Annotated in this window: 21 protein-coding genes and 1 tRNA gene; 15 read left to right on the plus strand and 7 right to left on the minus strand. The window is 39.2% G+C overall.

What is annotated here, in order from left to right; genetic code table 11:
• Positions 1-107 precede the first annotated feature (107 nt).
• Positions 108-3,386, minus strand: coding sequence for a GAF domain-containing protein (locus ATC1_RS06650; protein WP_172667728.1), 3,279 nt, complete (start codon positions 3,384-3,386; stop codon positions 108-110).
• 872 nt (positions 3,387-4,258) lie between these two features.
• On the opposite strand from ATC1_RS06650, the gene ATC1_RS06655 reads away from it, so the two are divergent.
• From ATC1_RS06655 to ATC1_RS06680, 6 genes are all read left to right on the plus strand, one after another.
• Positions 4,259-5,056, plus strand: a complete 798-nt coding sequence (locus ATC1_RS06655) for a transporter substrate-binding domain-containing protein (protein WP_172667729.1) — start codon at positions 4,259-4,261, stop codon at positions 5,054-5,056.
• Between the two features lie 54 nt (positions 5,057-5,110).
• Complete coding sequence (locus tag ATC1_RS06660) at positions 5,111-5,809, plus strand: amino acid ABC transporter permease (protein WP_082174696.1); 699 nt, start codon at positions 5,111-5,113, stop codon at positions 5,807-5,809.
• Positions 5,806-6,888 (plus strand): amino acid ABC transporter ATP-binding protein, encoded by a 1,083-nt coding sequence (locus ATC1_RS06665; RefSeq protein ID WP_062279553.1) that lies wholly within the window; start codon positions 5,806-5,808, stop codon positions 6,886-6,888. The genes ATC1_RS06660 and ATC1_RS06665 overlap by 4 nt, the downstream gene beginning before the upstream one ends.
• Positions 6,889-6,970: 82 nt before the next feature.
• Entirely contained in the window at positions 6,971-8,464 is a 1,494-nt protein-coding gene (locus ATC1_RS06670; protein ID WP_062279555.1) for a hypothetical protein, read from the plus strand.
• Positions 8,465-8,890: 426 nt separating this feature from the next.
• Positions 8,891-9,376 (plus strand): RNA polymerase sigma factor, encoded by a 486-nt coding sequence (locus ATC1_RS06675; RefSeq protein WP_062279557.1) that lies wholly within the window; start codon positions 8,891-8,893, stop codon positions 9,374-9,376.
• Positions 9,363-10,352, plus strand: coding sequence for a hypothetical protein (locus tag ATC1_RS06680; protein WP_062279559.1), 990 nt, complete (start codon positions 9,363-9,365; stop codon positions 10,350-10,352). The genes ATC1_RS06675 and ATC1_RS06680 overlap by 14 nt, the downstream gene beginning before the upstream one ends.
• Positions 10,353-10,549: 197 nt before the next feature.
• Here the strand turns inward: ATC1_RS06680 and ATC1_RS06685 are convergent, their stop codons facing one another.
• Complete coding sequence (locus ATC1_RS06685) at positions 10,550-11,125, minus strand: TetR/AcrR family transcriptional regulator (RefSeq protein WP_062279561.1); 576 nt, start codon at positions 11,123-11,125, stop codon at positions 10,550-10,552.
• A gap of 430 nt (positions 11,126-11,555) precedes the next feature.
• On the opposite strand from ATC1_RS06685, the gene ATC1_RS06695 reads away from it, so the two are divergent.
• The 5 genes from ATC1_RS06695 (at position 11,556) to ATC1_RS06715 (ending at position 17,654) form a co-directional block, all read left to right on the plus strand.
• Positions 11,556-12,557 carry an NAD-dependent epimerase/dehydratase family protein gene (locus ATC1_RS06695; RefSeq protein ID WP_062279564.1) on the plus strand — a complete coding sequence of 334 codons (1,002 nt, stop codon included), beginning with the start codon at positions 11,556-11,558 and terminating at the stop codon, positions 12,555-12,557.
• A 702-nt stretch (positions 12,558-13,259) separates the two neighbouring features.
• A complete protein-coding gene (locus tag ATC1_RS06700) occupies positions 13,260-14,024 on the plus strand; it encodes a MerR family transcriptional regulator (RefSeq protein WP_062279566.1) in 765 nt (254 codons plus the stop codon).
• Between the two features lie 316 nt (positions 14,025-14,340).
• Positions 14,341-15,075: an ABC transporter ATP-binding protein gene (locus ATC1_RS06705; RefSeq protein ID WP_062279568.1), complete on the plus strand. Its 735-nt coding sequence runs from the start codon at positions 14,341-14,343 to the stop codon at positions 15,073-15,075.
• Positions 15,062-15,805, plus strand: coding sequence for an ABC transporter permease (locus ATC1_RS06710; RefSeq protein WP_062279570.1), 744 nt, complete (start codon positions 15,062-15,064; stop codon positions 15,803-15,805). The genes ATC1_RS06705 and ATC1_RS06710 overlap by 14 nt, the downstream gene beginning before the upstream one ends.
• A 451-nt stretch (positions 15,806-16,256) precedes the next feature.
• Positions 16,257-17,654: an ABC transporter substrate-binding protein gene (locus ATC1_RS06715; RefSeq protein ID WP_062279572.1), complete on the plus strand. Its 1,398-nt coding sequence runs from the start codon at positions 16,257-16,259 to the stop codon at positions 17,652-17,654.
• Between the two features lie 28 nt (positions 17,655-17,682).
• Here ATC1_RS06715 and ATC1_RS06720 read toward each other — a convergent pair whose 3' ends face one another.
• Complete coding sequence (locus tag ATC1_RS06720; RefSeq protein ID WP_062279574.1) at positions 17,683-18,714, minus strand: C45 family autoproteolytic acyltransferase/hydolase; 1,032 nt, start codon at positions 18,712-18,714, stop codon at positions 17,683-17,685.
• A gap of 496 nt (positions 18,715-19,210) precedes the next feature.
• On the opposite strand from ATC1_RS06720, the gene ATC1_RS06725 reads away from it, so the two are divergent.
• From ATC1_RS06725 to ATC1_RS06735, 3 genes are all read left to right on the plus strand, one after another.
• Positions 19,211-19,888, plus strand: a complete 678-nt coding sequence (locus tag ATC1_RS06725; protein ID WP_062279576.1) for a nucleotidyltransferase domain-containing protein — start codon at positions 19,211-19,213, stop codon at positions 19,886-19,888.
• 260 nt (positions 19,889-20,148) lie between these two features.
• Positions 20,149-20,589, plus strand: coding sequence for an Lrp/AsnC family transcriptional regulator (locus ATC1_RS06730; RefSeq protein ID WP_062283986.1), 441 nt, complete (start codon positions 20,149-20,151; stop codon positions 20,587-20,589).
• Positions 20,590-20,793: 204 nt separating this feature from the next.
• Positions 20,794-21,429: a LysE family translocator gene (locus ATC1_RS06735; RefSeq protein ID WP_062283988.1), complete on the plus strand. Its 636-nt coding sequence runs from the start codon at positions 20,794-20,796 to the stop codon at positions 21,427-21,429.
• Between the two features lie 166 nt (positions 21,430-21,595).
• Here ATC1_RS06735 and ATC1_RS06740 read toward each other — a convergent pair whose 3' ends face one another.
• From ATC1_RS06740 to ATC1_RS06755, 4 genes are all read right to left on the minus strand, one after another.
• Positions 21,596-22,243 (minus strand): vWA domain-containing protein, encoded by a 648-nt coding sequence (locus tag ATC1_RS06740; RefSeq protein ID WP_062279578.1) that lies wholly within the window; start codon positions 22,241-22,243, stop codon positions 21,596-21,598.
• A gap of 113 nt (positions 22,244-22,356) precedes the next feature.
• Positions 22,357-22,968 (minus strand): DNA alkylation repair protein, encoded by a 612-nt coding sequence (locus ATC1_RS06745; protein WP_062279581.1) that lies wholly within the window; start codon positions 22,966-22,968, stop codon positions 22,357-22,359.
• A gap of 4 nt (positions 22,969-22,972) precedes the next feature.
• Positions 22,973-23,986: a macro domain-containing protein gene (locus ATC1_RS06750; protein WP_062279583.1), complete on the minus strand. Its 1,014-nt coding sequence runs from the start codon at positions 23,984-23,986 to the stop codon at positions 22,973-22,975.
• Between the two features lie 346 nt (positions 23,987-24,332).
• Positions 24,333-24,419: transfer RNA gene (locus ATC1_RS06755), tRNA-Ser, on the minus strand.
• 142 nt (positions 24,420-24,561) lie between these two features.
• Here ATC1_RS06755 and ATC1_RS06760 point away from each other — a divergent pair.
• Positions 24,562-25,497 carry a glycosyltransferase gene (locus ATC1_RS06760; protein WP_062279585.1) on the plus strand — a complete coding sequence of 312 codons (936 nt, stop codon included), beginning with the start codon at positions 24,562-24,564 and terminating at the stop codon, positions 25,495-25,497.
• Positions 25,498-25,512 lie beyond the last annotated feature (15 nt).

Below are 25,512 nucleotides of genomic sequence, written 5' to 3' on the forward strand. Positions count from 1 at the left end.
TGTTTTTTCAAATCAAAAAAAGAGATCTTATTATATGCATGTATTGATGTAAAGCATAAATACATGTATATAACAAGATTTGATTTTACTCATTTTTCGAGTTGCTGTTAGTATTCCTCCAATAATTCCAAAAAAACCTCGACAATATTCGGATCGAAATGTTTCCCGGATTGTTCTCGGATATACTCTTTTGCTTTTTCAGGTGTCCAGGCTTTCCGATAAGGTCGGTCTGAGGTTAACGCATCATAGACATCGACGATCGCAAACAGACGGGCTGCCAGCGGGATCTGATCCCCTTTCAATTTACGCGGATATCCGGTGCCATCCCATTTTTCATGATGGCAGTAAGGAATGTCAAGGCAGGTATGAAGGTATTCAATGGGTACCAGCATATTAAAGGCAAATTGTGGATGCCTCTGCATGATTCTCCATTCATCCTCCGTAAGGTGCCCCGGTTTCGATAAAATTCTGTCCGGAACGCCAAGTTTTCCGATGTCATGTAACATGGCTCCTCTTTGAATGAAAAGCAGTTGTTCGTTTTTAAAACCAAGCCGATTTGCCAGGTGAATTGCCAGATTGGTTACTCGTTTCGTATGGTTCTCTGTCTCTTCATCGCGCATGTCCATTGCTTTTGACCAGCCTTCAATTGTCAAATCATAAGCCTTCAGCAACTCCTGATTGGCTTGCTGAACACTGTTGTAAAGCTGGTAAGTTTTTACTGCAATAGCAGTTTGATTGGCGATAATTTTCAAAAATCGGACCCAGTTGGTATCCGGCTGTAGTGGACTGCGGTGTAATAATTCCAAAACACCAATTAACTGCGAATCCGCTATCAGCGGTATTCCGAAGTACTCTCGAAATCCTTCCTCATTCATTGTGTCTAATAGAAATTCGTTAATGCCGGGTTCATCAAAGTTGACGTGTAATATTTGACGATTGAGGGCTGTATTCCCCGCCAGGCTTTCTCCGAGGAGAATTCTTCTTGGTAAGTGCGATTCGTCATAATAACCCGTTTGACAGGCACATTCCAGAATTTCTTCTTCCGAACGGTACAGGAAGAGAACTGCGGCATCCACTTTTAAACCAGTAACGACCTGATTAATGATCATGCTGTACGTGTTTTGAGCTTCCATATGTTCAATAACGGCTGTGTCAATTGTTGCCAGTGTCGTCAATTCAAAAATCCTCTGTTGCGTTTCGGAAAAGAGTTTCCCATTTTGAATACTGAGGCCAACCTGGTTTGCAACCACACTTAGCCATTCTATGTCTTCAGACTGAAAATCACGTTCCTGATGACATTGCAGTTCAATAATACCGATCGGTTGATCATCAATGACCAAAGGCAGCTGGCAAATGATTTTAATATTATGAATTTCAGGATTTTTGAAAAAATAGACTCCGTTATGAATCTGTTCCGGACTGGCCAAAACAATAGGACTTCTCATACCAATTGCCAGTTGATATTCAGGTGATGATTGATGAAATTCGGTCGATGCGGAAAATTCCGGATTCAGTAAAATTTGTTGATCAGATGTGTGGATGATTTCCAGTTTCTGATTCTCTTTATCAATTAATGCCACTGAAAAAGTCCTGCAGCCAAGTATATTCACAAAGAAATTCTCGGCGATACTACAGATTCGAGATAATTCCCGATAATTTGCAAGCTCTCGCCCTAATGCTGCGATCTGTTCCTGACGTTTTAAGTGAACTTTTAGAGATTCCGTGGAGGCTTTGATCTCAGTGATGTCCCAGGCCAAATCTGCGAGACGTGAGACAATTTGAACATCACGCTCTGAATAATCAACCGGTTTATTGCCAACGCCGATAATCGCAACGATTTTATTATTCCTTATAACTGGCACAACTAATTCGCGCTCGATATTTACATGACCTTCCGGCATGCCCTTTTTATGGGGCAGATCGGAAAAATGATTATGGATAACTGGTTTTCGTTCCCAAACACAATCGACCCAAACACCTGCCTGACTGATTTTGTAACGAGGTTGATAATTCTGAACATGGCAATATTGTTCGATCGTACGTTTTGACCAGGCTCTCAGTGATATGTTTTCCTGATTATCTGAAAGAAAATGGAAAAAACCAACCTGGCTTCCTGTTAATTTTTCGATTTCATCCAATGTTTCCTGAAGCAGTTCCTGAAGACTGTGGTTGATGGAAAAATCATGCAAACGCAACCGCGATTGCATAATGTTTTCATTTTGCCGTTGTTCTGTGACATCTTCTTTGATTGCGACAAATTGCCGGATTTCACCATTTTCATGGATCACCGGAGTGATGGTCAGTTTTTCAGAATAAAGCTGACCATCTTTCCTGCGATTAATAACTTCACCCTGCCAACTCTTTCCGGAAAGAATATCCTCCCACATTTTCTGATAGAAGTGCGAGTCCTGAACACCCGATTTCACCAAATCACCGGGTTTCTTACCATATGCTTCATCAAACGTATATCCGGTTAATTTTGTAAATGCCGCATTAACCCATTCAATTGAACCGTTCTGATCTGTGATCAGAATGGCATTGGCTGCAGATGAAATTGCTGCTGATTGAAGCTGTAATTGGTTTTCAGTCAGTTTTCGATAGCTAACGTCCCTTGCAACCCAGATCGCTTTTTCATTTGAAATTGGTGAAATTGACGCTTCGAACCAGATTTTTTTATTACCGATTAACAAAGCGTATTCGATATATTGCGTTTGCTGTGAATCCAATGCATTTTGAATTTTTTGAAGGTATTCTTCTGCTTGATCTCTCGGAAAAACGTCGCTCAGATGACAGCCTAAAAGTTCATCGGCCGGCCGAAATAATAAATCGGGATTTGTCTGCGGAATCTGCAGATAGATACCGTCTCTGCTTAACACTAAAATGACATCCCGCATGGATAAAAACAGAGCGCGCAATTCTGCTTCGGAGATTGCCAATTCCTCGGCTGTTTTCTCGTTTTCCAGTTTCATTTGGGAAAGAATCAATGATTTTATTACGGTCTGGCCAAGAAATCGCAGACAATCCTTTAATAGAAAATCAACAGCGCCATCCTGAAGCACTTCTGGCGATTTTTGAAAATCGATATCATCTGCAACGATAAAAATGATCGGAATTTCGGATTGGTAGCTGCGTAAGAGATGCAGAGCAGTTGCTCCATTAAAACGCGGTAATACCCATTTTGATAGAATGATGTCCTTCGGGGATTCCAAAGCTTGCACATAACCTGTTTCGTCTTCTACTCGTACCCAATGGACCTCAATCCCTTGTTCCCTGAGAATTTGGATCATATTCTCAGCATCTGACGGATCATCATCGATAACCAACACATTCAATGGAGATTGAAAAAAGCGAGATTGATTCTTGAAATTCATTGTGTTATTTTGCATAAACCTTATATGATTCAGGAATGATTTTTGGATATTGAATTGGACAAGGAGAAAAAAATTTACTTCAGATAATAACGGATCAAGCCTTTCGATATTGCTACTGCAACTATAGACAGCATCAACTTTCATTATTCTGCTGTTTTAAAAGTTCTAATGATCCACTCGGCCGTTATGGCACAGGATGGAAACAGATATAGATAAAAAATTTTTCAATATGCTAATGAAATAATTTTTTTTTGAACGGATTCAACTATATATAATTATAGACGATAATTGTCGATTTGTGTACGCACATGACTTAATGAACAGCAATTCAAAATATAGGGAGGATTCTTTGTTGTTGTGATAGCTTTTGCGCTTCGCGAAAAACATCACAGCAACAAGTTTTTCCCGATTGATTCGAATAGCAAGTCTATATTTCGAATTACTGCTTAATGAATAAATGATTTAAAAAACAGGAAATAAATTTTTATTTCTTAATAGAGAAAAGAATAAGTGTTGTTGTGTTGTTGTTGCGCTTTGCGCAACAACAACACAACAACAAGATCTCCCTTTTTTCTTAAAGGCTTTTCCAAATTTCGAATTGCTGAAATGGAACCGGTGAAATTTTCTTTGCCCGCGGTTATAATATGCTAAATTATTCAGAATATTTATCTCTTAACAATTCTTTCCATGTCAGCAATTCGAAATATTGAAAGAATTATTTATTGATGTGTTGTTTTTACGAGAAGCGTAAAAAACAACACGTCAATAAATTTTCTCTCTTTTCTCAAAGGGTTTTTCCAAATTTCGAATTTCTGGATGAATGTGCTCTTGATGATTTGCATGCGAAGACTATGATAATGAATCGAAATGTTTCGAAGGAATTAATTATGTATCGAAAATTTGCGAAGACAATCGTGATCCTTATTTGTTTCCTGGCATTGTCTTCGTGCCGACAAAATAACCATGGGTCATCTTTGGATATTCACCATCTCAATGGGAAAAGAATTGGTGTCGTTTTAGCCTGGAGTTCCGATTATGTGCTTGATAAAAGAGATGATCTCAATATTTTTCGATACGATAAAATGGCTGATGCGATTCTTGCTTTGAAATACAAAAAAATTGATGCATTGGCAATGGATCTCTTCTTTGCAAATTATTATTGCAGTATTCAACCCGGATTCCGTTATTTTGAAACACCTATTGGCTATGATCATTTCGTGATCTTTGTGAATCGCAACCGAAAGGATTTACTGAACCTGTTTAACCAATTTGCATCAGATTTCCAAAAGTCGCAAGCGTATCGAGAAATTTATAAAAAGATCATGCAGATGAAAGATGGTAATTATGAATCGTATGTCTTTCCGCATCAACAGGATGCGCCTGTTATTAAAATTGCTGTGGATCCATTATCGCCTCCTTATTCAGGTTATGACCTTCTTACTCATGAGATTGAAGGCTGTGATGTGGATATGATTCGGTTGTTTGCAGATCAATATGGTTTTCGGACAGAATTTATTCCCAGCACTTATGATGGACAAATCATGAATCTTAAATCCGGAAAGGCTGACATTATGATTACAGCATTGTCGGAAATTTATCAGAAATATGCACAGCTTTCTAATGATTATCTAGTCAGCCGTACCTATACCGAGATGCCGATTGTCCTGATTGTTCCGGAAAACTAATTGGATTTGTGCTTTTTAGAGTCCTGATCAGATTTTTTTTAGAAAAGGAATTGAATGATGTCTGAATTTATTTCCTATTTACAAAAAATGATTTATACAAGTTTGATTTTTGAAAATCGATACCAATTTCTGTTGGAAGGACTTGGAATGACACTCCTGATTACAGTTTTGGCTTTTTTATTAGGAACAACTGCCGCTGTGGTTATTTGTTATGGCAAAATTCGTGGAAAACGAGCATTAAAAAAATTTCTGTCCGGCATGACTCAATTTTTTATCCGAATCCCTTGCCTGGTCCTGCTGATGGTTTTTAGTTATGTGATTTTTGCAGATGTACCGATGAGCGCTGTTGTAGTCGCTGTAATCGTTTTTTCTCTAAAAGCTTCTTCATCCATGAGCGATTTATTCTACACAGCCATCATCACCGTTAATCCCGGTGAAGGAGAAGCAGCGCGTTCCCTGGGATTATCCCGGATGCAGACATTTATGCATGTGATTTTTCCACAAGCGGTTAAGGCAGCGCTTCCGCTTTATAAAAACCAATTTATTGCAACGTTGCAAGAGACCTCGATTGTTGGTTTTCTCGCGATTCAGGATTTAACGCGTGCCAGTAGTATTATTGCAAGTCGTACCTTAGATCCATTGATTTCATTGTTCATTATTACAGTCAGCTATTTCTTGATCGGATGGACGGCTTCCTTTTTGCTCTCTTTTTTTGAAAAAGAGAAACATTTTACAGTTGAGGAGGCGCGATGATCAGTATTCGGAATCTCTCCAAACGTTATCAAAACCTGATCATTTTTCAAAATGTGAATCTTGAAATCGATCGAGGAGATGCGGTTGCCATAATTGGACCCTCGGGGTGCGGAAAGAGTACGCTGCTTCGATGTATTAATGGATTGGAACGGCCAACGGAAGGCGAAGTATGGTTTGATGGAATGAATCTGACAAATTCAAAAGCTTCACTAGAAAAAATTCGCAGCAGAATGGGTATGGTCTATCAATCTTTCAATCTGTTCAGCCATCTGAATGTGCTTGAAAACGTTATGATGGCTCCCATGGTCGTTAATCATATACCTAAACAAAAGGCTGCTCAGGAAGCATTAGAATACCTAAAGCTGGTTGGGCTGCAAAATCGCAGTTTTCATATGCCCAATCAACTTTCAGGAGGACAAAAACAAAGGATTGCTATAGCTCGCTGTCTCGCAATGCACCCGGACGTGATCTTGTTTGATGAACCCACATCTGCACTCGATCCGACGATGGTTGATGAGGTTTTAGGTGTCATCCAAAGACTGATTCGTGAAAAAATGACGTGCGTCATTGTGACGCATGAAATGGAATTTGCACGGAAAGTATCCAATAAGGTTGTATATATGGATGAAATGGGAATTTATGAGACGGGCACTCCGGATCAGATCTTCTTATCCCCATGTCGGGAAAAAACACAGGCATTTATTCATAAACTGCATGTGTTTGAGAAAAATATTAACGAATACAATGCGGATATTTATTCTTTCATGTCAGAAGTACGCAGTTATTGTTCCCAATATGGTTTTACCTCAAAGCAACTGAATACGATCAATCTGATCTATGAGGAATTGATTTTTCCACTCATTAAGAACCGGGGATCACAAAAGGAAATCAATTTTAAATTACGGTCAACATCTGCCGGTGAGAAAATGGAAATCTTTATTGCCGATGAAAATGCGTCAGAAGATATTTTATTAAGTTCGAATATTGATGAATTTGGTGTGAAAATCATTCGGGCTTCTGCCAGAAAGGTCTCTTCAACATTTATTGAAAATAAAGCTGTGGTTCATATCGAGCTGTAGAACAATATGAAATTTTTTTTATATTTCGAACCGATGATATTCTTATGAAGAAAAGGAAAAATATTTTTTGATTAGCAAACCAATGAATCGGATATTTCATAAAATCAGCTTTAGCCAATATGTCGTGATCATCATGCTTCTGTTGATGAGTTTCTTTTTCCCATTTTTCTTTTCTGCATATACCAGCCCGTTTTATCCTGGATTTCACGGAGCGGATTCTGCCATTTTTATGACAATGGGACGAGCTGTCGTACAAGGGAAACTCCTATATAAGGAAATCTTTGATATCAAGGGACCGTTGATCTTTTTCATCAATGCTTTGGGGCAGTTCATTTATAACGGTCGATTTGGCACATTTCTCGTCCAGGTTATGTTTATGACTGGAACTGTTCTGGGTATGTATAAAACAGCCAGACTCTTCATCAGCCGGATGAAATCAGTGGCAGCCGTTTTCCTCTCATTGATCGTGATGACAGCCACATATGAACGAGGAAATTTAACGGAAGAATACTGCCTGACATTTATCTTCCCGTCTCTGTTTTGCGCCTGCCGATACTGGAAGGAAGGTAAAAAATTCCATCCTTCAATTTACAGCCTGATCTACGGATTATCCATGGGGCTTCTTCTCTGGACGCGCATCAATAACGGCGCTACAGTCATGGCGATTACATTTTATATTTATCTGACGATTGTTTTTACTGGAAATATGAAGCTGTTTGTAAAAAACCTGCTTTTTTTCCAGATCGGTCTGCTGATGATTTCCGTCCCGATCATCGTATTGTTTTGGATGCAGGGTTCGCTGAAAGAAATGTTTTATGGAACGTTTACTTTTCTGTTTTCCTATGCACAAGCGGGTGTCCTGGCGCGTCCTGCATGGAAATGGAATATGGCTTTATACAATATCTCCCCAGCTGTCGGATTTCTGATAGTTACGCTGATCTACAGCCGTTATATGAATCGAAATTTGGGAAAAATGCTTGGATTTGCTATCTTGATTACCATTGGTTCATTGCTGGTTGGGATGAATTATCCTCATTATTACATGATATTAACACCTTTGTTTTTGGTTGCGTTATCTATGACGCTGGAAATAATCAGTAAAAAACAGCCTGAAAGAAAAAAATCTGCCATTGCCTATATTTTTGCTCTGACAGGAATTGCTTTATCCGTTTATCAGAACTTTTCTCCGGTAAAGGCATACATGATCCGTATGTACTATGATAAGACAAAACCGATTTATCTCGGTTCTGTAAAGGACTACCTCGAGTTGGCTGAAATGATTCCAATGGAAGATCGGGATAGTGTATGGGGTTATAACATTAACCCTGCCTGGTATTATGTGGCTGATATTCTGCCTTGCTTTAAATACTTTATTAATCAGGAACAGCATCTTTTAATCGATCCGCAGATGAAACAGGAAATTGTGGATATGTTGTCGGAACATCCGCCCAAATGGATAGCCAAAAATTCATCTGATGAAGTACCTTTTATCGAATTGAGAGATCTTCTGGAACAGAACTATACACTGGTTGCGGATTTATCCTTGATTCGTCTATATCACCGAATCGGAGAATGATCGGATTTTCTTCATCAATTCAAAATAACCACCGGACATTCGAGTCAAGCGAGAAAACTTAATGTTCTGCAGTTTTTGTGCTCTAAGCAATACCGCGGCATAATAATCCCGCTCATTTTTCGAATTGCTGGTTTTATTTTCCCTGAGTCTGCTTCTCGTAGTAAATGGATAGGTCTCGTTCGGGATTTGCGTTTGTGTATTTTGCCTGTTTTTTTCCCCCCTTCAGCAATTCGAAATATCGATTGACTTTTCGAATCAATCAACAAAGAATTATTTTCATATTTCGAATTACTGGTTTTTCTTATAGGCGGATACGCAATCGTTTTTCTTTTATCGAAATAAATTTTCAACGCGTATGTGATATTTTTATCCGTTCAATCGTGTTCATTATGAAACGTAAAAAAATAATGAAAGAAGGACTCAAGGGTGTCTGAAAATGATGATTTTCAAAAAGCAGTAATGCTCTATAAAGATACAATCTTTCGTATAGCATACGCATATTGCAGGAATCATTTCGATGCAGAAGATATTTGTCAAGAAGTATTTTTGAAGCTTTATCGTCATGGATCACGGTTCAATGATCAGGACCATGAAAAAGCCTGGCTGATCCGTGTTGCAATCAATCAATGCAAAGATTTTCTGCGCAGAAAATGGGTGATTTCATTTTTTCGGGGAAAAGATTGTATTGCCGGATATGAATCTGAAAATCAATCAGAAGTCGTAGAAGCAGTTTTTTCCTTGCCTATCAAATATCGGATGCCAATCCATTTATATTATTACGAGGATTATTCCATCAGAGAAATTGCTGAAATCCTTGGAACCAGCGAGACTGCTATTCAAACGCAGTTGCAGAGAGCAAGAATGATGCTTCGGAAAAAAATAAGAGAGGAATTTGAAGATGAATCTAAATAGTTATCGGCAGGCGATGGATAAGATCCGTATGTCTGATGAATGCACGAACGAAATTCTTGACCGGATGATGAGAGAATCCGGGAAAAATCAAGTTTCTCCCATTCGGCGGACAGTTGTGTCGATTGGATTTGGCGTTTTGATTATTATGATTTTAGGATTTGCCGCTTACGTCTTGGGAGGATATGAAGTTTTCCGAAATTATTTTTCAAAGGATTCGGCAGTTGTCGAAATGCCGCAATTGTTCACTTATATGGATTTTGATCAATTGGCTGTTTATCAAAGTACTCCGACAGGCCGCCTCATTGATGATGATGAAATTGCAATCGATGTCGTGGGTATCATCGGAAACGAGAATGTTGCCGATGTCATGCTGGATATCACTTTTAAACAATTGAAAGATCTAAGCTTCCCGAATTATCAATATACGCTGTTGTTGGATGGCGTCCTGCTTCAAGGAATGAGTGATTTAATTCCCGTTGAAACAGAAAATATGCCTTCAAATTGTCAGCGAATTATGTTTGAATTGCTTAGTACAGATCAAATATCAGGAAAGACGTTAACACTTCGGCTGCGAGGTCTTCGTCAGCCGTCGGTAGATACTGACAAAGCAGAAAAGTTGTTCAACTATGGCTATGAGCTTTCAATTCCATTGACTTTCACTGGTAAATCAAAAATTGTGGTAGAAAATCAAACTTTTAGAGACGGAATGTTGCATCAGGTATTAATTTCTCCGTTATCCTGCACACTGGAATTTGATGAAATTACCGGCCGTAAAATTATGGACAACGGAATAGGCGATCTGCTGGTAATCCAATTGAAGAACAATAAAATCATTGACTGGCGCGGTCATTTTACTGGAGCAATTGCTGCTCAATGGGTGGATCGGATCCGTTTTGTGTATACATTCCGCGTTCCATTGGATCCGGCCGATATTGAAAGCATAACATTTGACGGAATACCTTTATCATTGGAATAGAAATCTGTATTTGATTACTTGATCGACCTTTCGTAAAATTCAAAAAAGACTGCTACGTCTCTGACGATGCAGTCCTTTTTGAATTTTGATCTGGAATTATTGATTTACATATCCAAAGGGGAAAGATTTAAGAATCTTGTCTTTTTTTGAAAAGGCGTTTTCATGTTTCGAATTACAAGAAAAAAATGTTTCATTGGTTATTTCATCAGAAAAGTTTGCAGGCCGTTGCTGCTGATTGTGTTAATAATCTGAGCAATTTCCTCCGGACTTTCCTTAAATCCGCTTTGAATCCAGGACTCAATAATACCGGCACATCCGTTCGCAATAAACGTATAAACTAAATCCAATTGTCTTTTCGGCAGATCCGGAGCAATTTCGCTCCATTCTGTAATGCAGCGGTCATAAGCAATGTCCATAATCTTTCGCAAGAATACTTTATCTCCGAATTCACTGAATAATATTTTACAGAGATCTTCATTTTTCGAAATTGCAGTAAAAATTTCAAGCAATGATGAAGAAACGGTACTGATTTGGAGCGAACTTTCAACAGAATGCCGGATTTCATCATATAGATCATTTTCAATTTGATGGAGTAATTCATCCGGAGTTGAATAATATGTATAAAAAGTGTTTCGATTGATATCAGCATGACTGCATATTTCTGTAATCGTGATTTTATTGATCGGTTTTTCTTTCATCAATTCCAGAAGGCTTTGTCGGAGTAACATTTTGGTTATTTTGATTCTTCTATCTGTCTTTTTTTCGATCATCATGATGTGTTTTCCTTTTATATCCAGGCAATTTGAAATTTAGAATGGAGTTTTTTATTATTTGGTAAGTCAATCCACATTCCGAATTGATGATCGTATCCAGGATAATTACCTGGAATGCTATTTTCGCAATCGGATAATTTTTTCGCATTTGTTCGATAACATACATTTTTTCAAAAAAAGTTTGCAAATTATCAAACAACGAGAAACTGACCATTGAATATTTCTGTCTTCTATATCATAATAATTTTACTCGATAAAACAACACTCTGTTCGATAAAAATCAATGCGTCAGTAATTCGAAATATAAACTTGCCATCCATACTATAGAGGAAATAACTTATTGATGTGATGTTTTTCTTAATATGTGTAAAAGCATTTCAATAGCAATGAAATTTTTTCATATTTCGAATTACTACTGATGAAAGGGAAAATGGGAGAAATTTATCTGGTAACCGGTGCAGCAGGTCACCTCGGAAATACGATTACTCGCCAATTGATCAGACAGGGGAAACGAGTGCGCGCTTTGGTTTTGCCAGGAGATAAAGCCGCTGACAGACTCCCTGCGGAGGTCGAAAAATTCTATGGGAATTTGTTAGAGCCGGAATCGCTAAAAAAATTTTTAGATACTGGATCGGATCAAATTGCTGCTGTAATCCATTGTGCAGGAATTGTCACAACCTCCTCAAAGTTTCTTCCGATCATTCGAAATGTTAATGTTACCGGTACAAAGAATATTGTGGATTTGTGTAAATCTTTCCGTATTCGGAAACTGGTCTATATCAGTTCCGTGCATGCGATACCGGTGTTACCCGCAGGCGAAACCATGGCGGAAGTGAACCATTTTTCACCGGAAACTGTAGTTGGGCCCTATGCAAAATCCAAAGCTGAGGCGACCTCCTATGTTCAGGAAGCTGCCAGTAATGGTTTGGATGCGTCCATTGTTTTCCCCGGCGGAATCTGCGGTCCCTATGATTTTGGGAAAAGTCACATGACACAACTTCTGATTGATTTTTATCAGGGACGAATGCAGATAGGCATAGAAGGTGGATTTGACTTCGTTGATGTTCGGGATGTCGCAGCCGGAGTAATTTCTTGTTGCGATAAAGGAAAACCCGGAGAAGGGTATATTCTGACTAATCGCTATGTTTCAATTCCTGAAATGCTGGATCTGTTTCATCAATTTACCGGAAAAAAGCAGACAAAAACATATGTTCCGATGTGGCTGGCAAAAGCGATGGTTCCATTTTGTGAGGTGTATTATCGAATCAGAAATCAGCCGCCGATTTTTAATGCCTATTCTCTCCATACGATTTCTGTAAATTCCATATATTCCCATGAAAAAGCGGTACGTGACCTGGATTATCATGTTCGACCTTTTTCAGAAACCGTACGTGATACGGTTGACTGGCTGAAGCATGAAGGACGGCTTTAACGTTCGCAGGCCGTGATACGAAAAATATGAAGACCAATAGAGAAGCGAGAGATCATCTATTAAATTGTCGATTATTAATACAAAAAGTAAATACAGATTTCGAATTAATGATTACTGTTAGTCTCATGACAGTAATTCGAAACATCAATAGAATTCTTTGTTGTTCTTATGGTTTTCCGCTCCACGCTAAAGATTTATATGAAGAATGATTCATGGATCGATCTGTCATTGCAAGAATTGCGTTAGCCCGACAAAGCTATTTTTTTTCGCGTATCAACCTTTTCTCATTTATCAGGAGATTGCTTAGTCCCTATGGGACTCGGCCCCACAGGTTAATAACAATGACAGGTTTCATTTATTCCATTTGGCTTGTTTTCAAATAATTTCATATGGATCAACATGCAAGAAGATATTAGTCTTTGATATTCTTCGACAATTTTTATTTGTTTTTCTTAATTCTTATATTTTAAATTACTGGTCTCGTGCTTCATCATTGAGCGATTATAATAAAAAACATGACACCACGTTTTCTCGTTTGATTTTTCAGGTTGGTTAATATTTCGAATTGCTGACTGATTATTGGATTAATTAACTTTTTTCAAAAAATCAATGATATCCCGTTAATCGCATCGCAGGCATATACTGCTGATTTTTAGGAAATATCAAAGTTCGTATTCAATTTCAAGAGAGATTTTTATCATCGTGCATGTTTACCGAACTGCCACAGTAGCAAAAATTATCGGCATCCATCCAAATACAGTTCGACTGTATGAAAGTCTCGGTTTTATTCAAAAGCCGAATCGGCAGGAGAATGGATATCGGATATACACCGATGCTCATATAGCGCAGATCCGGCTCGTGCGGACGGGTTTCCAAATCGAAATCCTGCAGAGTGGTCTGCGAAAAAAAATAATTCGTATCCTCCTGCTTTCCGGCAGCGGTTTGATCGATGAAGCGATCAACCTGACCGGAGAGTATATAAACCAAATCATCCAGGAAAAAAATAAGGCGGAACAAGCAATACGAATCGTAAGACAACTGGTATCCGAAACAGATCAAAATGAATCGTTATATTTTTCCCGCCGGCAGGCAGCCAAAGCGCTTCAAGTTTCTGAGGATACATTGAGAAATTGGGAACGGAACGGTTTGCTCGCAGAACGGAAAAAACACAGGGGTTATTGTATTTATACTGAAAGCGACATCAAACGCCTTAAAATAATCCGGGTTCTACGTTGCGCCAATTATTCTCATAAAGCAATTTTTAATATGGTGCGCAGATTGTCATACTTTCCTGACGAAAATATCAGGGATTTGTTGGATACACCAGATCCGAATGACGAAATTATCTCGGTCTGCGATAAATTGATTACGTCACTTCAAACTGCAGAAGAAAATGCCCGGTCCATGCTTGGTCAGCTTCATACGATCCGTACCCTTCTCCATTCTGAAAGTTCTTCTAAATCGTAAACGTTATCGAAATGCGTTGAAATCAGTAGTATGTTTTCATACTAAATGCCAGTTTATCGGATTCTCTCTTTTTTCATGGTTTGTTACAGATATCCTATTAAAAATGAAAATCCTATTAATTCAAAATATAGACTTGCTATTTGAATAAATTGAGAAAAACTTGTTATTATGATGGTTTTAAGTTTCACGCAAAACCATCACAACAACAAAGAATCCTCACCAAATTTCGAATTAATATTGAAACCCTCCACTTAATCACCAACTTATTTGTTTGTGCTATTCTTTTGCGAAACAAATGCAGAGGAGGATTGATTAAATGGATTCAATGATCCAAGTCGATGGACTTTATAAGTCCTATCATGGCGTAAACGCTGTTGAAAATCTGTCTATATCCATCCACAGCGGAGAAGTTTTTGGGTTGCTGGGAGCAAATGGCGCAGGGAAAACAACGTCCATTGAATGTATTCTGGGCGTCCGAAAACCCGACCAGGGGGCGATTTCTGTCATGGGGATGAATCCTTCCTCAGACCGCAAGAAACTTTTCGAAAAAGTGGGAGTCCAGTTTCAGGAATCAAGTTTTCAGGAACAAATTAAAGTTGTTGAACTATGCGAGGAAACACAGGCGTTATATAAAAATCCGGGAGATTATCAAGCACTATTAAAGCAATTTGGATTGGCTGAAATGAAAAAAGCTGCTGTAGCAGAGTTGTCCGGGGGACAAAAACAGCGGCTGTTTGTTGTGCTGGCATTACTGCCGAATCCGGAGGTCGTTTTTCTGGATGAATTGACAACCGGTCTCGATTCCAGAGCCAGAAGGACTGTCTGGAATGGTTTATCCGATTTGAAACAAAAAGGGATGACTATTCTGATGACGTCACATTATATGGATGAAGTTGAAACGTTGTGTGATCGAATCTGCATCCTGAAGAAGGGCAAGACGGTATTTATGGGGACAGTACAGGAAGCGGTTACAGCCAGTCCATTTCAGAGATTCGAAGATGCTTATCTTTGGTTGACAGATGAGGAGGGTTCAGAAAATGAAAGCATTTAGGACCATGTTGAAAATTGAGACAAAACTTTCTCTACGCGGAATTGATATGTTGATTTTCGCAATTTGCATGCCGGTGGTTATTCTCATCTTATTGGGAATAATCTATGGGAATAAGCCTGCTTTTGAAGGGGCAGCATACTCATTCTTTGAGCAGTCTTTCGCAGCAGTCGCTACCATAGCAATTTGTGGCGGTGGTGTGATGGGACTGCCGCTTGTCATTTCAGATTACCGGCAGAAAAAAATATTAAAGCGGTTTCAAGTAACACCTGTCAGCCCGACTATGATTTTGTTTGTACAACTTGTGATCTACACGTTGTATGCGTTGTGTTCCTTAATTCTTCTTTTAATCGTAGCAGTATTCTTCTTTGAATTTCAGATGCGAGGCTCATGGCTGCAATTTTTGGGCTTTTATTTCATCGTCTTGTTATCCATATTCAGCATCGGATTGATGACCGGAGGAATTGCGAAAAACACAAAAAGCGCTGGCATCATCGCTAGCATCCTTTATTTCCCGATGTTGATTTTTTCCGGTTCAACACTGCCTTATGAGGTAATGCCGGTTTCTTTACAGCGAATTGCCGATTTAATGCCGCTGACACATGGCATCAAACTGCTGAAAGCCTCATCATTGGGATTGCCATTGGTGAATGTCTCTTTTTCTCTGATCGTAATGATCGTGATCGCAATACTTTGTATAGTGATCGCTGTACGGTATTTTAAATGGGAATAATTTAATCATACATCCCATTCCATGATTGATCGTATTGCCAATCAATCACCAGCAATTCGAAATATGGGGAGGATTCTCAATTTTTCTGAATTTGGAAAGTCAATCCATCTTTCGAATTGCCAATAATTCTTCATGGAAACAAACCTTTTAAGTCAATCGAGCAAACTTGTTGTTGTGTTATTTTTGCGCTCTGCACAAAAATAACACAACGATAAATAATTCTCCTCATATTTCCGATCACTGTCAAATTGACGATTACTTGCTGAAAAATTTGTTTGAGGATTCAATTTTCCTATATCCAAGTATTTTGAATCCTCTTGAATATGCTTTTTCTGGGAAGAAAATATTTCTGTTTGTTTTTCTATTTGCGGTTCGAATAGTCACGTATCATCGAAGGATGCGTCATTTTATTATTTCTTACAAAAAATATATATAATATTAAGACAAGCCTATGGATAAGATACGTGTTGGAATATCTGATTATGAGGAATCCTCGTACGGGGATATCTCTGATTCTCACAGTACATTGACTGTGATGAATCTCTATTCTGAACCTCTGATCCGTCTGTATGACGGAAAAATTTGGCCTGCTCTTGCGCAAAGCTGGCAGTCTTTTGACGATGGCCATCGCTGGTTATTTTACTTGCGGCCAAATATTATGTTTCATGACAGCACTCCCTGTTCTGTTGTCGATGTGATTGATTCCTTTGAGGAGATTAAATCACAAAGCACAAAGACAGGTATGCCAAGCCCGTATGAACGATATTTCTCTGCGTTAAATTTCCGAATTATCAACCGCTTAACTTTGGAAGTTACTTGCGAAACTCCTTGCGGCGATGTAGCAGAAATTCTCAGCGGTATCAACATTCGCAGAACCAAACATAATGAAAAACCTGTAATCGGAACAGGTAACTATACTTTTGCTAAATTTTATGCCGGAAAAACGGTTCGTCTGGAAAAACGATCCGGACTAAAACATCTGTCCGCTTATGATCAGATTACGTTTCATATCATTCCGGATCCGGAAGAACGACTTGCAGCGCTGAAAGAAGGAAAAATACATTTTGCTGCCAATTTGGAACAACTTCCCAGACAAAAACAGGATCCGGACTTTACCTGGTGGAAATGTGTAAGCAGTAAATCAACTGTCGGGCTGTTGAACGCTTTTGAACCGCCATTTAATGATCCGCGGGCAAGAATCGGGATTAATTACGCAGTTGATGTCGATCAAATCATTCATGAAGTTTTTTCCGATCTGGCAATTCCGGCAGCGACGATTGGCAGCCCTTTTCATTGCGGTTATGACAATTCCATCAAACCGGTCGGTTATGATCCGGAGAAGGCGAAACAGTTATTTGAAAAGGTGGCAATGCCGTCTCAATTGGAAATTTTTGCTTCCGAAGGATTCCCGCCGCGTTCGAGGGAGATTGCGGCGTTCATCGCGGAACAGCTTGAAAAGATTCATATTCAAACCTGCCTTCATATCATTGAGGATGAGACGGATTATCTACGTCTGATTGAGAAAAAACAGGCAGGCCATATCGCTCTTTTCCATTCTGCTTCCAACAGTACCTATCGGATTTTATCGGAATGTGTATCGTCAACTGAAAAAGGTAGATGGTGGCAAGGCTACACGGATGAGAAGACGCAATCATTAATACTGGCAGCGAATACAGAAGATGACATAACCAATCGCGAACGCAAATATTCTGCAGTCTTGAATCATCTAAATCAACAACCTCCCTGGCTGTACCTTTTCCATCCAATTTCCGTTTATGCCTGTCTTCCGGAAGTAAAAGATGTGGAATTATTACATACGGAAATGCTGCGTTTCCCTGGATCCTGGTAGTTTTTCAGCAAATATTTCTTGAATTTACTCAGCATTTCAGGCGCGTATCCTGCAAAAATTTCGTTTTCATCGGATTCCCTTCGGCACGAAAAACAACGTTTTGCGATACGTTAAAAATAGATGACCAGATCGTTGTGAAATTTAAAGTTTCATCGTACTGACAAATAAATCCAAATTCCCCGCTCAACAAGTCTTTCGAGAACGCAATTGCGTTATCAAAGGTCAACGTTCTTAAAGCATGCAAAACTGTCTGATATCGGATCTCCGATGAAAAAATGTCATAATCCACCGAATGATGTGCTTTCATTTCGGGTTTTGTAAAATGGTTGGTGATGAGGACGAACCGCTCTCCAAAATGATTGGTCTCTGGTGTTCTCACCTTCAAATCTTTCGGATTGCATTCGACAACAGCCATATCTCCGCTTTGATCTGCTAATAGAATATTGCAGTTGGAGGCGATCGGCAGTCTGTGAAGCGCTTTAATACCGGATTGAACCGATTCGCATTTTTCAAGAAGATAGCGGACCAGAAAAACCGAATTCAATCCAGGTAGAATTTCCTCAATTTTTGGAACGACAAAAGTCATCGCGACAGCCAATCCATGTTCATTGATGCCTTCCTCCCCATTGATGAACGAGGATGTATTCAAGAGAAACTTTGCCTGATTTTCAGGCTGGTAATAAATGCTTTTACTGATTTTCTCCATATATGGCGGCAAATCGTTATTTCTTCCATAAAATATTTGCCCGTTGTGAGAAAAAGCAAAACCAGTACATCCTCTGGCTTCCATCGAATCACCTTCTTCAGGCGACAGACAACATCCCATACACATCATCCAGGCTGTAAATAATTCATGGTTAACGCCTATGCTGTCTGTAACACCACGGATTTCTTTTTCTGCTTCAGGAAAGAATTCTTGAAGGATTTTACCGCTTTTTATGCCAAAATCTTTTTGGAATGAATCCAGATGAATTGGAAAATGGACATTACCTTTATGAAACATTGCTCCCATTTTTAAACCCATCGAATAATGGTTGCCCTTCAGTCTTGGATGGTACATATTGCGTTTCCCCTCGAATTGTGATATTTTCTTGTTTCCATATCATAATCCTAATAAAATTTTTCCATGGGAAATATCCATCAGTGATTCCTATAAAAATAGAATCCAATTTTCATTATCGGATGAATAATTTCTTTCATCTGCTGTTCGAAATATTGATTGATCTGTCATTGCGAGGAGGGGGTCAGCCCGACGAAGCAATCTCTTTCCGGATGGCGCTCCGCCCTACATGTGGTGGGGAGATTGCCACACCCCTTCGGGGCTCGCAATGACAGGTTCCTTATAGCAATTCCTATGAAAATAGAATTCAATTTTCATTATCGGATGTGTAATTTATTTCATCTGCTGTTCGAAATATAGAAATAATTCTTTCTTTATTCGAAAAGTCAATGCACATTTTGAATCGCTGGATCAAGAGGTATTATTTCTGATTAAAAACATAAAGTTTTACGAATTATTCATTTTCTGAAAACAAGTATCAAAACGGGAGAATATTATGAACGAAATTATGGAAAACTTTATCCAGGATTTTTGTCAGAAAGTAAAGGAAATATTCCAGGAACGTGTAGTCTTTTTAGGATTGCAAGGCAGTGTTGGACGCGGAGAAAGTGTCGATACAAGTGATATTGACCTTGTAGTCATTCTGGATCAATTGGAAATCGAAGATCTGGTTCAATACCGGAATCTGATTGATCAGACGCCGGAACCTGGAAGAATGTGTGGTTTCATTTCCGGAGTGAATGAGCTATATCATTGGGAGAAGTCCGACCTGTTCCAGTTTTATTATGATTCCCAGCCAATTTTTGGGAGTATCGATTTTATCAAATCGATGCTTTCAAAAATGGATGTGCGGAGGGCTGTATTGATTGGCGCCTGCAATATTTATCATTCGTGTGGGCATAATTTCGTCCATGAAAAAAGCGGGGAAATCCTCAAATCTTGTTATAAATCTGCTTCCTTTGTCCTACAAGCCAAATATTTCGACCAAACCGGTTCCTATGTGCAGAAGAAAACAGATCTGCTGCCACACTTATCTCCGGATGATCACCAAATTTTGGAGATCCTGTTATCCCAAAAATCCTGGAATCATCTGGATGAAGGCATTTATCATGCTTTTTCGGCTGTACTTTTACACTGGGCTGGGAAAATAATCGAGGAATTTTCAATCAAATGAAAATCCTTTTTTTTCGGATGGATTTATTTCATGAAGGAAGTAAATTCAATTTCTCATATGACAGGGATCTGAATTTTGCTTAATGATTTAAATTTTTATTGTTTATTTTGCTATTAAAAATAAAAAAAATTAATAAATATTTTGAAAATATTAATAAAATATTGAATATATAAAAATAAAATTAAAATAGTTAAGCATATGATAGAATCTATCTGCAATATTAAAGGTGCTTTGAAAATTTATTGAAAGAGAGGATGCAAATGGATGAAATTGATATCACCATTCTGAATGAATTGAAAGCTAATGGCAGAGCGACTGCTTCGGAAATCAGCAAAAAAATACATCTTTCGATACCAGCTGCAGCGGAGCGAATCCGTAAATTGGAACAATCAGAAATCATTCAGCAATACACCATTCGTATCAATCGGCAAAAAACCGGCCAGAAACTGCTGGCATTCATTCTGATTAATATTGAAAAGACCGACACGATTGATCAGTTTCGGGAGAGAATCATTCAGGAACGGTGTGTGCTGGAATGTCATCATGTAGCGGGTGCTTATGATTATTTATTAAAAGTTGTTCTGGAAGATACGCAGGCATTAGAAGTCTTTTTATCCAAAAAGTTGAAAAACATTCCCGGTGTTGCCAGTTCAAATACTTTCATTACATTGATGACACTGAAAGAGGATGTCAGTTGTTAAAAGCGACTGGATATTCAATGTCGGGGAATTCAGATACGTTAAAACGAAAATGAAATAAATACATTTCTTTCTTGAAGTGCAAAATGAATAATAAAAATCAGCAATAATTCGAAATATAGACTTGTTATACGGATAAAGAGGAAAAACAAGGAATCCTCCCCATACTTCGAATTGCTGAAAAATCAGAAAAGCAAAGGTGTTGGAATGATTCTAAAAGGGTTTCGATTTGGAATGTTGTTACAGCTTGCGGTGGGACCTATGTGTCTGATGGTATTTAATACTTCAGCAACCTACGGCTTTATCTATAGTATCAGCCTGATTGTTGCAATTGCACTGATTGATGCATTGTATATCGGACTATCCTGTATTGGAACGGCTTCTATTATTGATAAAACAGAGATTAAGACTTTTATAAAAATTGGGGGATGTATTGTACTGATTCTGTTTGGACTGAATACGATCTCTGGCGTTTTCAAGATTTCATTTCTGCCGAATATCGGATTGTTTTCCGAAGTCACCAGTCAAAATCTCTTTGTTCAGGGTTTGCTGTTGACAGCATCGAATCCGTTGACAATTCTGTTCTGGAGCGGTATGTTTTCTGCACAAATGATTGAAAATCATTGGAGTCAGAAACAATTGTTATTCTTTGCTGTCGGTTGTGTGCTGTCCACGTTATTCTTTCTATCCTGTGTTGCACTACTGGGAAGCTTCTTAAATGACTTTTTGCCATTGCTGTTTGTTCAAATTTTGAATATACTCGTCGGTGTCTTCCTGATATATTTCGGTATCCGATTACTGCTGCGCAAAGATAAAAGTGAAGTTAAAGAACCTGTGATGTAGCAATTTGAAATATTGACTTGCAATTCGAATTAATTTGATGTTTGTTAACGATGAAAACAATTAATCCGAAATTTGTATGACCTTTTAAAATAAGGGAGAATTCATTCTCCCTTATTTTAAATCGCTGATGCTAAGGATGACCAATCGCAGAGGCTGGCGCTTTTTTTTACTTCCCGCGATTTCTCATATCTCTGCGGATTTCTTCCAGATGATTATCTGATATCGTGCTTTTCTCTCGAAATTCTGCTGCGGCAGCGTTGATTACTGTAAAATTAAGGTTTGTTCCGCTGCTGTCAGCGCAATATTTGACAGCTCTGTTTGCACTGATTCCGAAACGGTCGGCCGTTTCAACTGCGTCGATATTGGCTCCCAGAAAGATAAACTCCCATCCATATTTTTCTTTCTGCCGTTTGATTTGTGCCTTGACTTTTTCGGCTGAATATTCACGGCTTGCATTTTCAGCTCCATCCGTAATGATGACAAACATCACCTTGTCTGCACGCAAATCGCTGGTCGTGTATTTTTGAGCATTGCCAATTTTATGAATGGTCTTGCCGATTGCATCAAGCAGTGCTGTCGAACCGCCGACAAAATACTCTTCTCCTGTGATCGGGCTCACGGTTTGGATATTGATGCGATCATGTAGAATATAATATCGATCATCAAATAGAACCGTTGTAATCCGACATTCACCTTCAACGGCTTTCTGCTTTTCCAGCATGGCGTTGAAACCTCCAATCGTGTCTGCTTCCAATCCGCTCATGGATCCGCTTTTATCCAGTATAAATACCAGTTCGGTTAATTCTTTTTTCATCACGATGTCCTCCTTAATTTCTTTATTGACTCAAGAATAACATCTGTGATTCTGTTCGTGGTCGCTTGCAAAGCGACAAATCAGATATACTTGCTGGCTTCGCGAATACTTAATTAGGACAACGCTTCTCGATGGCGTTCAATAAACTCCCGAACCCATTCGGGGTTCGTTTTGCTGTATTCTCGCAGACTCCAGCCGATTGCCTTATTAATGAAAAACTCCTTCTGTCCTAAATTATTGATAATGATCTTTTCAAGCAATCGGATATCGGTCTTCTCTCTGCGTCCGAGCTGGTGATCAATTGCAGCGCGCCGGAGCCAGATATTTTCATCCGTACTCCAAGTCAGCAGGATTTGGCTGACTTCAGGATGCCGCAGTGCAATATCTCCGACAATCACATCAAGGCCGTCTACCGTATCCCACCAGGATTTTGTGATGATTAATATTCTTAGATTCGGTATATCGCTGTCGGTTAGCTTTGCTTTTTGTCTGGTCAGGTATTCCACTGCCAAATACTGGAATTCTCGTTCCGGCATTTCCCAGCACGAGAATACAAAAGCCCAATCTATATCATTCTGTTTCAACGTTTTCAAAAATTCTTGGCTCAATTTCTTTCGTTCCGGAGTCGATATACCCAGGTAAGAAAACTGGTTCCGCATATACGCGCTCATTGGTGCAGCTTTTACGGGATCTGCTGCATTTCTGAAAATCTCAAAAATATCCATTGGGTTACCTGCCTAATAACGGTTGCTGATATTGGAATAAAACTTCATTGATTTCGAAAATGTCATATCGTCCGTTGATAATGAAATACTCTACAATCACATCGAATTTCTGGCTACGGGAGAGTGAATAACCAGCTCGATTCAGAAGATCGTTGGTTTCGTTGAGATTGAGTTTCAGTGCTGCAGCCAGTGCAAGTGCCGTTCGCTTGCTGGGCATATATCCTTTTCCGGTTCTGATTTTAGAGAATAGTTTCCGATCAATGTTAGCGCGTTTGTAAACCTCCACATCCGTCATGCCTTTCGCATCGATAAGTCGCAGCAGCATGGTAGAAAACGATGCATCGAGCTCATTGATCAGAGAGTCCAGATTTTGATCGCATGGCGGCGCTTGTATCAAGGGCGCGAGGGATTTAAAAGACTGAGCACTCTCAAGGAGTTCAACCCGCTCTGAATCCGTCAATTTCTGCCTTGTCATGTGATTCGTTATGACATAATGCTCATCAATATAGCTTCTCACATCACCCAGCAGTTTCTCACTGATTGCGAAAGAAGCCATATCAAAAACAGCAAGATACACTTCCAGTTCCTGATCAGCAAGATATTCTTGAATGGCTGCGGATGCTACTTTTAAAGCTTCCTCTTTGGGATAGCCATAGATCCCGCTGGATATAAGCGGGAAGGCGATACTTTCACAATGATTTTCCTCGGCTATCCGGAGCGCATTCAGGTAGGCAGAACGCAGATCCTGACGGCATTGATCCGCTTTCCATTGGTGATAAATGGGACCGGCAGTATGAATGATATATTTTGCCGGCAATGCAAATCCCGGTGTAATCACTGCTTCACCGGTTTTAATGGGTGCGATCTTGTCACACGCTGCCTGGAGTTCATAGGCTCCTGCTGCCTTGAAGATCGCTCCGCAAACACCACCTCCCATTTGTAAATCGGTGTTAGCAGCGTTGACAATGGCGTCAACTTTCATTTTTGTGATATCCTGACGGATGATTGTAAAGGGCATAGCGGACTCCAAATTCCTGCTGAAATTTTGGATAAAAGGTCAATGCATGATTAAAAAAATCGTCGAAATACTCAAATTCCACTGACTAGTTCAATTTTTAATCAATATGGTGAAATGACTGCTCAGTGCTTCTTTAGGATATTGTAAACAGGTCGGGAAGACTTTGCAAGCAAATTTTCTCGTACTCAGCGTTATGAATCGCTGTAATTCGCAAGATTGAACAACTTTTAAAAAAACTGAAGAAGTATCTTGGAATCAGTTGGATTATCGTCTGCGAGGAGGTTTTAGGTAACAAAAAACCACCTGTTGACTCAAGATTTCTGGCCAAAAAGTGGTTTGTGTTTTGCGGAGAAGGTGGGATTCGAACCCACGACAGCCATGAGGCTGTAACGGTTTTCGAGACCGCCCCGTTCAACCGCTCCGGCACCTCTCCAAATGAAACTGCAGCAATTATACTACATGGAATTCATTCCATTCGAAAACAATAATTCGAATTTTTTTGGTTTCATCGGATCCATCTTCAAATATGCTATAATTAAAATGATGTAAAATTTTTTCCCGTGGAAAGATGCAAAATGCAACAACCTGAGATCTCTGTCGTAATTCCCTTTTTGAATGAAGAAGAAAATTTACCGGAGCTGACCAACGCTTTGGAAGAATATTTGAAAACCTTTCCGGTTCCTGTTGAAGTGATCTTTGTGGATGACGGTTCAACGGATGGTTCAGTCGCATGGTTACGGCAAAAAAAATTCAGTAGTTTTGCAGCGAAAATTGTTGTTCTTTCAAAGAATTATGGTTCCCATCCTGCTGTCCGGGCGGGTTTTCAGCATGCGACTGCCCCTAATTGTATCTGGCTGGGAGCGGATCTTCAGGAGCCTCTGGAAATCATCGGGAAAGCCTATGAGAAGATGAAAGAGGGTTATGACCTGATTTGCATTCAGAAGAACAGTGTGAAGGTATCAAAATCGGAAGAATGCTTTTCACGAATTTATTCCAATTTGATTCGGAAGTATGCAATTCCCGGATATCCGCGCAAAGGCGTTAATACGATCTTTTTTAATGAAAAGGTGAAAAATCAACTGAATCAGAATGTGGAACTCAACTCATCGGTTGTGCTTCAAGTGCTCAATCAGGGCTTTCGAAAAGCAGTGATCAATGTCGACTATAATGAGCGGAAACACGGTGAATCGAAATGGTCTTTTCGGAAGAAATTGAAATTGCTGATTGATTCGATCGTATCGTTTTCATTTTTTCCCATTCGTCTCGTCAGCTTGATCGGAATTCTGTTTGCTTTTGCCGGATTCCTTACTGCGCTTTATCTGATTATTCTGAAAATTTTCCAAATTAAAGAAGTCACGCTGGGTTGGCCATCGTTGATCAGCGTGCTGATGATTGGATTCGGAATCACAAATATATCGTTAGGCGTGATTGCTGAATATTTGTGGCGCACATTGGATTCATCCAGAAAACGTCCCGTTTATATCATCGATTCAATTGAAAATCTAAACTAAATCAAAGGCTTGTTT

Origin of the sequence: Flexilinea flocculi (assembly GCF_001192795.1) — a bacterium.
Taxonomy (GTDB): Bacteria; Chloroflexota; Anaerolineae; order Anaerolineales; family Anaerolineaceae; genus Flexilinea; species Flexilinea flocculi.

Excerpts from the sequence above, each read along its gene's own strand:
- ATC1_RS06710 (WP_062279570.1), top strand. The coding sequence starts at position 15,062 with ATGAAAGCATTTAGGACCATGTTGAAAATTGAGACAAAACTTTCTCTA.
- ATC1_RS06685 (WP_062279561.1), bottom strand. The coding sequence starts at position 11,125 with ATGATGATCGAAAAAAAGACAGATAGAAGAATCAAAATAACCAAAATG.
- ATC1_RS06750 (WP_062279583.1), bottom strand. The coding sequence starts at position 23,986 with ATGCCCTTTACAATCATCCGTCAGGATATCACAAAAATGAAAGTTGAC.
- ATC1_RS06730 (WP_062283986.1), top strand. The coding sequence starts at position 20,149 with ATGGATGAAATTGATATCACCATTCTGAATGAATTGAAAGCTAATGGC.
- ATC1_RS06735 (WP_062283988.1), top strand. The coding sequence starts at position 20,794 with ATGATTCTAAAAGGGTTTCGATTTGGAATGTTGTTACAGCTTGCGGTG.
- ATC1_RS06650 (WP_172667728.1), bottom strand. The coding sequence starts at position 3,386 with ATGCAAAATAACACAATGAATTTCAAGAATCAATCTCGCTTTTTTCAA.
- ATC1_RS06695 (WP_062279564.1), top strand. The coding sequence starts at position 11,556 with ATGGGAGAAATTTATCTGGTAACCGGTGCAGCAGGTCACCTCGGAAAT.
- ATC1_RS06680 (WP_062279559.1), top strand. The coding sequence starts at position 9,363 with ATGAATCTAAATAGTTATCGGCAGGCGATGGATAAGATCCGTATGTCT.
- ATC1_RS06715 (WP_062279572.1), top strand. The coding sequence starts at position 16,257 with ATGGATAAGATACGTGTTGGAATATCTGATTATGAGGAATCCTCGTAC.
- ATC1_RS06670 (WP_062279555.1), top strand. The coding sequence starts at position 6,971 with ATGAATCGGATATTTCATAAAATCAGCTTTAGCCAATATGTCGTGATC.
- ATC1_RS06760 (WP_062279585.1), top strand. The coding sequence starts at position 24,562 with ATGCAACAACCTGAGATCTCTGTCGTAATTCCCTTTTTGAATGAAGAA.
- ATC1_RS06720 (WP_062279574.1), bottom strand. The coding sequence starts at position 18,714 with ATGTACCATCCAAGACTGAAGGGCAACCATTATTCGATGGGTTTAAAA.
- ATC1_RS06665 (WP_062279553.1), top strand. The coding sequence starts at position 5,806 with ATGATCAGTATTCGGAATCTCTCCAAACGTTATCAAAACCTGATCATT.
- ATC1_RS06660 (WP_082174696.1), top strand. The coding sequence starts at position 5,111 with ATGATGTCTGAATTTATTTCCTATTTACAAAAAATGATTTATACAAGT.
- ATC1_RS06705 (WP_062279568.1), top strand. The coding sequence starts at position 14,341 with ATGGATTCAATGATCCAAGTCGATGGACTTTATAAGTCCTATCATGGC.
- ATC1_RS06655 (WP_172667729.1), top strand. The coding sequence starts at position 4,259 with ATGTATCGAAAATTTGCGAAGACAATCGTGATCCTTATTTGTTTCCTG.
- ATC1_RS06745 (WP_062279581.1), bottom strand. The coding sequence starts at position 22,968 with ATGGATATTTTTGAGATTTTCAGAAATGCAGCAGATCCCGTAAAAGCT.
- ATC1_RS06725 (WP_062279576.1), top strand. The coding sequence starts at position 19,211 with ATGAACGAAATTATGGAAAACTTTATCCAGGATTTTTGTCAGAAAGTA.
- ATC1_RS06740 (WP_062279578.1), bottom strand. The coding sequence starts at position 22,243 with ATGAAAAAAGAATTAACCGAACTGGTATTTATACTGGATAAAAGCGGA.